The 9,243-nt window shown below is 70.3% G+C and carries 8 protein-coding genes; 3 read left to right on the forward strand and 5 right to left on the reverse strand.

What is annotated here, in order from left to right; genetic code table 11:
• The 3 genes from ABZY11_RS40100 to ABZY11_RS40110 all read right to left on the reverse strand — a co-directional run.
• Positions 1-509: lysophospholipid acyltransferase family protein (locus ABZY11_RS40100; RefSeq protein ID WP_356483891.1), on the reverse strand; the 509-nt coding region annotated here is incomplete at its 3' end.
• On the reverse strand, positions 506-1,324 hold the full coding sequence (locus ABZY11_RS40105; RefSeq protein WP_356483892.1) for a GNAT family N-acyltransferase: 819 nt from the start codon (positions 1,322-1,324) through the stop codon (positions 506-508). The genes ABZY11_RS40105 and ABZY11_RS40100, both read right to left, overlap by 4 nt.
• Before the next feature lie 198 nt (positions 1,325-1,522).
• Positions 1,523-2,779: an extracellular solute-binding protein gene (locus ABZY11_RS40110; RefSeq protein WP_356483893.1), complete on the reverse strand. Its 1,257-nt coding sequence runs from the start codon at positions 2,777-2,779 to the stop codon at positions 1,523-1,525.
• Between the two features lie 201 nt (positions 2,780-2,980).
• On the opposite strand from ABZY11_RS40110, the gene ABZY11_RS40115 reads away from it, so the two are divergent.
• Positions 2,981-3,196, forward strand: coding sequence for a dodecin (locus ABZY11_RS40115; protein ID WP_356483894.1), 216 nt, complete (start codon positions 2,981-2,983; stop codon positions 3,194-3,196).
• 60 nt (positions 3,197-3,256) lie between these two features.
• Here ABZY11_RS40115 and ABZY11_RS40120 read toward each other — a convergent pair whose 3' ends face one another.
• The gene (locus ABZY11_RS40120; protein WP_356483895.1) at positions 3,257-3,745 is read right to left on the reverse strand and encodes a hypothetical protein; all 489 of its coding nucleotides are present in this window, start codon (positions 3,743-3,745) and stop codon (positions 3,257-3,259) included.
• Positions 3,746-3,757: 12 nt separating this feature from the next.
• Complete coding sequence (locus tag ABZY11_RS40125; protein WP_356483896.1) at positions 3,758-4,834, reverse strand: hypothetical protein; 1,077 nt, start codon at positions 4,832-4,834, stop codon at positions 3,758-3,760.
• A 246-nt stretch (positions 4,835-5,080) separates the two neighbouring features.
• On the opposite strand from ABZY11_RS40125, the gene ABZY11_RS40130 reads away from it, so the two are divergent.
• Positions 5,081-6,472, forward strand: coding sequence for a polysaccharide pyruvyl transferase family protein (locus tag ABZY11_RS40130; protein ID WP_356483897.1), 1,392 nt, complete (start codon positions 5,081-5,083; stop codon positions 6,470-6,472).
• Positions 6,473-6,829: 357 nt separating this feature from the next.
• Positions 6,830-9,243 (forward strand): excinuclease ABC subunit UvrA (uvrA, locus tag ABZY11_RS40135; RefSeq protein WP_356483898.1); only part of this gene is annotated, 2,414 nt, incomplete at its 3' end.

Genomic DNA, 9,243 nt, shown 5'->3' on the forward strand with positions numbered 1-9,243 from the left:
GGGAAAACGACCACGCGTGAACCGCCGCGCAGCGCCGCGCCGATGGTGCGCACGGTCGCGGGCAGTGCGCGCAGTCGGTCGCGTTCGACGAAGAGCGTGCCGCCGCGTGCGGCGAGCGGGCCGAGCAGCGGCCAGCCGCGGATCTCGCTCTTGGCCAGCATCCGGCCGGGGAACACGGCCGCGACGAGCGGGATGTCCAGCCATGAGATGTGGTTCGCGACGACCAGCGTGCCCGGTCCCCCGGGTGCTGCGCCGGGTGCCCCCGGTGTGCCGACGATCCGCACCCGCACCCCGAAGGCGCGCACGACACCGTACGCCCAGCGCCGGATCAGCCGTTCCCGCCGTGCCGTCCCGAGCATCGCCGCGAACGGGGCGCCCAGCGCCCCGGCCAGGATGCACACGCACCCGGCGAGCAGCAGGGCCGCGGCGGCCGGGCGGCCCCGCACACGGCCGTCGTGACCGGCGCAGGTGCCCGGGGTGCAGGGTGCGGTGGGCAGCCAGGGGTTCATCGCAGCGGGGCGAGGGCGAGGAAGTGGCGCAGATAGCGTGGGTCGGTGCGGCGCAGCGACAGCAGTACGTACAGGTCGGCGACGTTGAAGTCGGGGTCGTGGGCGGGCGCTCCGCACACCCAGGCGCCGAGGCGCAGATAGCCGCGGAGGAGTGGAGGCAGCGTGGCCGGCCCGGCGGGCACGCCTCCCCTTGCGGCGGCCAGGGCCGCGGTGGGCTGCCAGAGCCGGTGGGGCGTGACCCAGTGGTCCTCGGGTGCCAGGTGCTTGGTCCGTACGGTTTCCCATGCGCCGGCCGCGGCGACGCCTCCGTCCGCGAGGGGGATCGAGCAGCAGCCGGCCAGCCAGTTGTGGCCGGTGCGTTCCATGTAGCGGGCGAGTCCGGCCCAGATCAGGGCTATGACGGCGCCGTCGCGGTGGGCCGGGTGCACGCAGGACCGTCCGACCTCGACCAGGTCGTCGCGGATCGGGCCGAGGCGGGCGAGGTCGAACTCGCTCTCCGCGTAGAGGCGCCCGGCGATCCGGGCCCGGTCGGGCGGCAGCACACGGTAGGTGGCGACGATGTCGCCGGTGGTCTCCTCCCGGACCAGCAGATGGTCGCAGTACGCGTCGAACGCATCGCTGTCCAGACCGGGTTCGGGCCCGTCCAGCCTGGCGCCGAGCTCACCGGCGAAGACCAGATGGCGCAGCCGTTGGGCCGCGCGGACCTCGTCCTGGTCGGCGGCGAGGGACACCCGGTAGCGCGGCGTGGCGGGGGCGACGGGCTGCGCGGGAACGACGGGAGCGGCAGGGAGGGAGGTGACGGGCAGCGCGTTCATGACGGTCTCCGGGGACGGATCGGCAAGGGCGGCCGCCGGGCCTTCGCACTGGGTGCGAAGGCCCGGCCCCTTACTTCTTCCGTGACCGGCTGGATTCGACATGACCGCTCGGGAGAGCCGAAATGTGCGAAGGCTGAATCCCGGGGGTGGCCGGGAACGGTCCACAGCAATCTGTTGTGGACCGTTGGGTTGTGCGGGTCAGCTTCCGGCGAGCTTGGTGGTGATCTTCTTCGAGGCGGTCTTCGCCGCCTGCTGCGGGTCCCCGCCTTCGAGCACTGCCGTCATGTACGGCTTGATCGGGTTGTCGGCCTCGACGTCCGCCCACTGCGGCGAGTTGGGGGTCGCGCGGCCCTTCGTGGCGCCACGGGCCATCGCCGCGGTGCCTTCCTGCCCCACGACGACGCTCGCGAGGCCGGGCTTGTTGGGCACGTAGCTCATGGTCCTGGCGAGCTCCTCCTGCCACTTCCGGCCCGCCAGTGCCTTGATCACTTCGATGCCCTCGGTGCGCTGGTCCGCCTTGTCCGGAACGATCAGGTCGGAGCCGCCGGTGAAGACGGAGCCGGGCTCCTTCGCGGTCTTGCCCGGAATCGGGAAGTAGCCGAGTTTTCCCTTGAGTTCGGGATTCTTCTTCTCGATCTGCGCGACGGTGCCGGGCACCGAAATGATCTGTGCGACGTTCCCCTCGGCGAACACATCGGCCTGCGGGGGCTTTTCCTCGTCCGCGTCCTTGGGGCCGTCACCGAGCGCCTGGAGTTCCTTGTAGAAGCTCATGCCCCGGAGTGCGGCGGGGCTGTCCAGGGTGCCTTCCCACTCGCCGCCCTTCTCCTCGGCGAGTTCGCCCCCTTCGTCCCAGATGAATCCGGCGAGGACATACCAGTTCTGGCCCGCGAGATAGATCCCCTGATTTCCGTTCCGGTTCAGCTGCTGGGTGTCCGCGATCCACTCGTCCCGGGTCTTCGGCGGGTTCTTTATGCCCGCCCGCTCGAAGAGCTCCTTGTTGTAGATCACCACTCGATTGGCCGCGTACCAGGGAATGCCGTACTGCATGCCGTCGATGCTGCCCGGGTCGGCGAGGCCCGGCAGCCACTCCTCGCTGCCCAGATCGCGCACGGACTCCAGGGTGAGATCACGCAGGCCACCGCTCTCCGCGTACTGGGCGACCTGGGTGTTGCCGACCTCGATGACATCCGGCGTGTCCTTGCCCTTGAGGGCGCTGATGACCTTCGGGCCGATTCCGCTCCAGCTCTGGAACTTGAACTCGAGCTCGATGGACGGGTGCTCGTCCTGATAGGCCCTTGTGAACCGCTTCAGGAAGTCGGCGGAGACGCTGTCCTTCATCAGCCAGATCGTGACCTTCTTGCTGCTGGACGCCTCCGAGCCCGAGCCCGAGCCGCATCCCCCCAGCGCAAAGGTGGAAACGAGCGCGACGGCTCCGACGAGTATGCGGTTCTTCACCAGGTTCACCTTCTGCGAAACGGCACGGCTCAATTCAGGACCCGGTGTGGGGGACTGCGGGCTGTGCTCGCACGGGCGTGGCTGGATTTTGGTATGGACCATTGATTTGGTCAAGGGCTGTTCACGGCACATTCTGCACTTCGATCCCTCGCGGACTCGGACCGGGTGGGGCACCGTGGTAGGGACGAAAGGAGACATAAGATGTCAAATCACACCTATAGGGTCACCGAAATCGTCGGGACCTCGCACGAGGGCGTCGACGACGCCATCCGCAGAGGCATCGCAAGAGCTTCGGAAACGTTGCACAATCTCGACTGGTTCGAGATCACACAGGTGCGCGGCGATATCAAGGACGGCCGGGTCGAGCACTACCAGGTGGGCCTGAAAGTGGGCTTCCGGCTCGACGAGACGAGCTGATACGCCCACTGCGGCACGACCGGACCGAGGCCGCGTCCGGCCGGTCGCGCCCCGTCGGGTTCAGGTACGGCCCTCGCGCTCCTGCGCGTCCTTGAGCGAGGCCGACACCTCGGCCCAGCGGGCCCGCACCACGGTGAAGCCGGCCCGCTCCGCCGCGTCACAGACGAGTTCGTCGTCGTCGACAAGCATCCGGATCTCACGCTCCCGGCCCAGCCGCTTCAGGATCTCCAGTTTGGTGTGCCGGGCCGGCCTGCGGTCGTCGTCACGGCGCATGTACACCCGCCCCTCGGGCAGCCCGTGTTCCGCCAGCCATGCCACGGTGTCCCGGCGGCACCGCTCGGGCCGGCCGGTGAGATACCTGACCTCGCACTGCTCGGCGCTGCTCAGCGCCAGCCGTACGCCTTCGGGAAGCGGCGGGTCGTCGACGGCCGCGGAGAAGAAGCCGTTCCAGTCGCGTCGGCGCCCCTCCAGATAGTGCTGCCGGTGGCCGCTGTCCGCGAGCGTGCCGTCCAAGTCGAATACGGCCAGGGGCCGGTGGTCGCTCCTCACACTCCCAGCAAATCAGACCAGCGCGGCCACCAGCAGCACCAGCACGACGACCCCTGCCACCACCGCGGCGATCCGCAGCGACCTGCGCCTGGACCAGATCGGGAGAACCTCGGGGCCGTCGGATCCAGGGAAGACGTAGAAGACGTGGTCGGGATCGTCCGGGATCGCGACCGCCACCAGGTGCAGCCACCCGATGTCGGCCCGTCTGGCCACCTCGTCCGGCCGGGGCAGGAGTGCCTTTTCGACGGCCTCGACGTGGGCGGGGTCCAGGGCGTCGGGTACCGGCTCGCCGACTGAGGTCAGCGTGACCCGTTCCCACGCACCGGTGCGTCCGGTCCGCTGCCGGACCCGCAGCGGCGGCGCCGGGTCCGGCAGCTTCACCGCGCTCCGCTCCGGGGCGTGCGCGACCGATCCGCCCGTCCACAGGGTGACCAGGCCCGTGCCGTCGCACGAGGTGTGTTCCGTCGACCTCTCGCCCGCGCAGACCGGGCAGACCCTGAAGCCCGTGTCGTCGCACCGCGTGCACTTCTCGGTGCCCCACCCGCGGCACTGCGGACAAGCGGTGCGTGGCCGGCGGCATTTCAGACAGGTTGTCCGTCCGGGAGAGTTCTTCTCCCCCGACGGCCCGGCCGGCGCACGGTCCTGGCGCTCCCCCGTGCCGTCGCACCAGGTACACGGCTCCACACCTTTGCAGGCCGGGCACAACGGGCCGGTTTCGCAGGGCAGTTTCCCCTTGGCCCGGCAGCGCGAGCACGGTTGCCGGCCTTCGTCACAGCCACAGGCGACCGTCCGCACCGAACCGTGGAGCACCAGCTCCACCTTCCGCGACTCGGCCGGGTCCTTCGGCGGCTGGACCGGATGGTCGCGCAGCTCCCCTTCGTACGTCGGCCGTCCCGATATGTCGTACTTGCCGGGCCTGGTCTCCTGCCGCGTGCCACGGGTCTCCACACAGCGGACGATGCGCAGGTCGAGCATCGGAAGCCGGGTGATGTCGACACCGGTCCGCCGCAACTGCGGCCCCTGCCCCGGGCGGCCGATGTGCCGGGCGACCGCTTCGAGGATGTCGTCCTCGGACAGTGAGTCGGCCATGACGGCGCTTCCACCTCCCCGGTAGGCGCGCCCGTGCGCACGACGCAGCGTACGGGCGGTGCCGTCGGGGGCTCAAGAGAGCCGCACGAGAAGTTCAGGAGCGCCGCGCCGGGCACTCGTTGACTCGCCGCGCGCGCCCGCACGCCCGCGGATGAGTGATTCGTCCCTCACGTTCCGCATCGATCGCAAAAGGTTGTGCAGGATGCGCATGGAACCCAAAGCGTTTGTAAAGCTATATTCAGGTTTGTGGCATCCAACGTTAACCATGTGAAGCGAATACTCCTGCGTTCAGGGAAGAGCCCCTACGACGTCGTCCCTGTCGAGCGCGCTCTCCATGAGGACGTGTTCGCCACCAACTCGGGCAACCTGATCTTCAGCGACGCCGCTCACAAGATCCTTGAGACGCCACGTTCGGAGGTGGTGTCGAACGGCATCGCCACCAGGGTCGCCGACGCCGACCGGATCAACAGCGAGTACGACGTCTTCGTCATCCCGCTCGCCAACGCCTTCCGGCCCTCCTTCGAACGGCAGCTGGAGCGGCTGACCCAGCTCATCTCGAAGCTGAAGATCCCGGTCGTCGTCCCGGGCGTCGGCGCCCAGACCGGCGTCAACTACTCCGCGGACCGGCTGAAGCCCATGCAGTCCACGGTCTACGCGTTCGTCTCCGCCGTGCTCGACCACAGTGCCTCCATCGGTGTGCGCGGGGAGTTCACCGAGCGGTATCTGCGGGACATGGGGTTCCGCGACGTGGACGTCATCGGCTGTCCCTCGATGTTCCTCCACGGCAACAGGCTCGTCATCCGGGAGGACGGCCGGGCGCTCGGGCCCGAGTCGCGCATCGCCGTCAACGGATCGCACGACGCGGTGCGCAAGCACAAGCTCGGGCAGATCATCAACCGCACCCATGCGCACTACCCGCACCTCCGCTTCATCGGCCAGAACCTCTCCGACGCCCGCCAGTTGCACTGGCGCGACCTGTCCCATCAGAACGCCTCGGTGACCAATATCCCCACCCACCCCGACCACCCCATGTACGGGGAGGACAAGGTCCGGGTCTACATCGACCCGGTCACCTGGATGGACGACCTGCGGGGCTTCGACTTCTCCTTCGGTTCCCGGATCCACGGCAACATCGCGGCGCTGCTGGCCGGAACGCCGGCCACCGTGCTCTGCGGCGACTCCCGGACTCTGGAGCTGTGCCGCTACTTCGACATCCCGCACCGGATGCTCTCCAAGGTCCCGTTCGACCTCGACCCCGCCGACCTCCACGCCGCGGCGGACTTCGGGCCGCTGATGCGCGGTCACCAGGAACGGTTCGACCGGTTCGTGAACTTCCTCGACAAGAACGGCCTGGAGAACACCTTCACCCACGGCGACGGCGGCACGGCCTTCGAGAGCCGGATGAGCGAACTGTCCTTCCCTCCGGGCGTCCGCCCCTGGGTCGGCTCCGACCCCGCCACGATGGCACCGCGGCTGAACTGGCTCCAGAGCCAGCTGACCGAACTCACCGCCGAGAACACCCAGCTCAAGCGGAAGCTCCTGAAGAACTCCTCGATACCCGCCCAGCGGTCCACGTACCAGCGCGCCCGCAGCGTCGTGGGACGGCCCATCAAGCGCGCCCTGCGCCCCTCCCGGTAGCTCTTGTCCGCGCTGATCCGCGAGGCCGGTCCGGTCGGGCCGGCCTCCGGTCGTTCCGGCCCGGGGCGGTGTCCGCCGCCGTGCGCCGGGCGGCCCGGTGGCAACGGACTCCACCACCCCGGTGCCTGGAACCTGTCCGGCGGATCAGGGTCGGACCGGGCGCGGCGTCCGGTGCGGTGCATCGCAAGGCGCCGGAGCGTCCTGACAGCGGAGCTGTTCGGACGTTTCGGCAACGCCGCGAGGTGCCGTGCCAGACGCCGCGACCCCGGCCGTGATCCGCCGGACAGGCCCTAGAATCGGAGTGTTTGTCCCCCGGCCGCCGGCCCCGCCCCGATCCGTACGGAGTCCCCCGCGCACATGTCCACCCCCCACGATCCGTACGTCCGGGTGCGCGGCGCCCGTGAGCACAATCTCCAGGACGTCTCGGTCGACATCCCGCGCGACACCCTCACCGTCTTCACCGGTGTCTCCGGTTCCGGGAAGTCCTCCCTCGCGTTCGGGACGATCTACGCCGAGGCCCAGCGCCGCTACTTCGAGTCCGTCGCCCCGTACGCCCGCCGGCTGATCCATCAGGTCGGCGCCCCTGCGGTCGGCGAGATCACCGGCCTGCCGCCCGCCGTCTCGCTGGAGCAGCGCCGCTCGGCGCCCGGTGCCCGTTCGTCCGTCGGCACGGTCACCACGCTCTCCAACTTCCTGCGCATGCTGTTCTCCCGGGCCGGGGAGTATCCCGCCGGTGCCGAGCGGCTCGACTCCGACGCCTTCTCACCGAACACCGCCGCCGGGGCGTGCCCCGAGTGCCACGGGCTCGGACTCATCCACCGCACCACCGAGCAGCTGCTGGTCCCGGACCCCTCGCTGTCGATCCGGGACGGCGCGATCGCCGCCTGGCCGGGGGCGTGGCAGGGCAAGAACCTGCGCGATGTGCTGGACGCGCTGGGCTACGACATCGACCGGCCGTGGGACGAGCTGGGCGCCGAGGAGCGGGAGTGGATCCTGTTCACCGACGAGCAGCCGGTGGTGACGGTCCATCCGGTGCGGGAGGCGGGGCGCATCCAACGCCCTTACCAGGGCACGTACATGAGTGCCCGCCGCTATGTGATGCACACCTTCGCGGACTCCAAGAGCCGCACGCTGCGGGCGAAGGCCGAGCGGTTTCTGGCCAGTGCCCCGTGTCCGGCCTGCGGCGGCAGCCGGCTGCGTCCGGAGGCGCTGGCCGTCACCTTCGCCGGCCGTACGATCGCGGAGCTGGCCGCGCTGCCGCTGACCTCTCTCGCCGAGCTGCTGCGCACGGCGGGCGGCAGCGACACGGCGCGGGTGCTGACGGCGGATCTGCTCGCCCGGATCGAGACGGTCACCGAGCTAGGCCTCGGCTATCTCAGCCTCGACCGCACGGCCCCGACGCTGTCCTCCGGCGAGCTGCAACGACTGCGTCTCGCCACCCAGTTGCGCTCGGGGCTCTTCGGGGTCGTCTATGTGCTGGACGAGCCGTCGGCCGGTCTCCATCCGGCGGACACCGAATCGCTGCTGGGGGTGCTGGGACGGCTGAAGAAGGCCGGCAACTCGGTCTTCGTCGTGGAGCACCAGATGGATGTGGTGCGCCGGGCCGACTGGCTGGTCGATGTGGGGCCGCTGGCCGGTGAGCACGGGGGCCGGGTGCTGCACAGCGGTCCTCCGGCCGGGCTCGCGGATGTGACCGAGTCGGCCACCCGGCGCTTCCTCTTCGACGACGGGCCCGCGCCGGTCCGGGAGGTGCGTACGCCGTCGGGGTGGCTGAGGCTGACCGGGGTCGACCGGCACAATGTGCGGGGCGTGGACGCCGAGTTCCCGCTCGGGGTGTTCACGGCCGTCACCGGGGTCTCGGGGTCGGGGAAGTCGACGCTGGTCGGTCAGGTCCTGGCCGGTGCGCTCGCCGACCGGCAGGCCCCCGACGGCGCGGAGTCGGCCCCCGAGCGCCCCGCGCCCTGGTGCGCTTCGGCGCAGGGGCTGGAGGCGGTGGACCGTCTCGTGCAGGTCGACCAGCGGCCGATCGGCCGTACCCCCCGGTCCAATCTGGCCACGTACACCGGGCTCTTCGACGTCGTACGGAAGCTGTTCGCCGAGACGGACACGGCCCGGGAGCGCGGCTACAAGGCCGGGCGGTTCTCCTTCAACGTGGCGGGCGGGCGATGCGAGACCTGCCAGGGCGAGGGGTTCGTCTCCGTGGAGCTGCTCTTCCTGCCCAGTACGTACGCGCCCTGCCCGGACTGCCATGGCGCGCGGTACAACCCGCAGACGCTGGAGGTCACCCTGCGCGGCCTGGACATCGCGCAGGTGCTGGATCTGACGGTGGAGTCGGCGGCCGGGTTCTTCGCGGACACGCCGGCCGCCGGGCGCAGTCTGCGGACCCTGCTCGACGTCGGGCTCGGCTATCTGCGGCTCGGTCAGCCCGCGACGGAGCTGTCGGGCGGTGAGGCCCAGCGGATCAAGCTCGCCGCGGAGCTCCAGCGCACCCGTCGGGGCCACACCCTGTATCTGCTGGACGAGCCGACGACGGGGCTGCACCCCGCCGATGTCGAGGTGCTGATGCGGCAGTTGCACGGCCTCGTCGACGCGGGAAACACGGTGGTGGTCGTGGAGCACGACATGGCGGTGGTGGCGGGCGCCGACCGGGTGATCGACCTCGGCCCCGGCGGCGGCGACCGGGGCGGCCGGATCGTGGCGGCGGGAACGCCCGCCGAGGTGGCGCGGGCGGCGGGCAGCCGCACCGCGGCGTACCTCGCCACAGCGCTGCG

Origin of the sequence: Streptomyces sp. NPDC006510 (assembly GCF_040611955.1) — a bacterium.
Classification (GTDB): domain Bacteria; phylum Actinomycetota; class Actinomycetes; order Streptomycetales; family Streptomycetaceae; genus Streptomyces.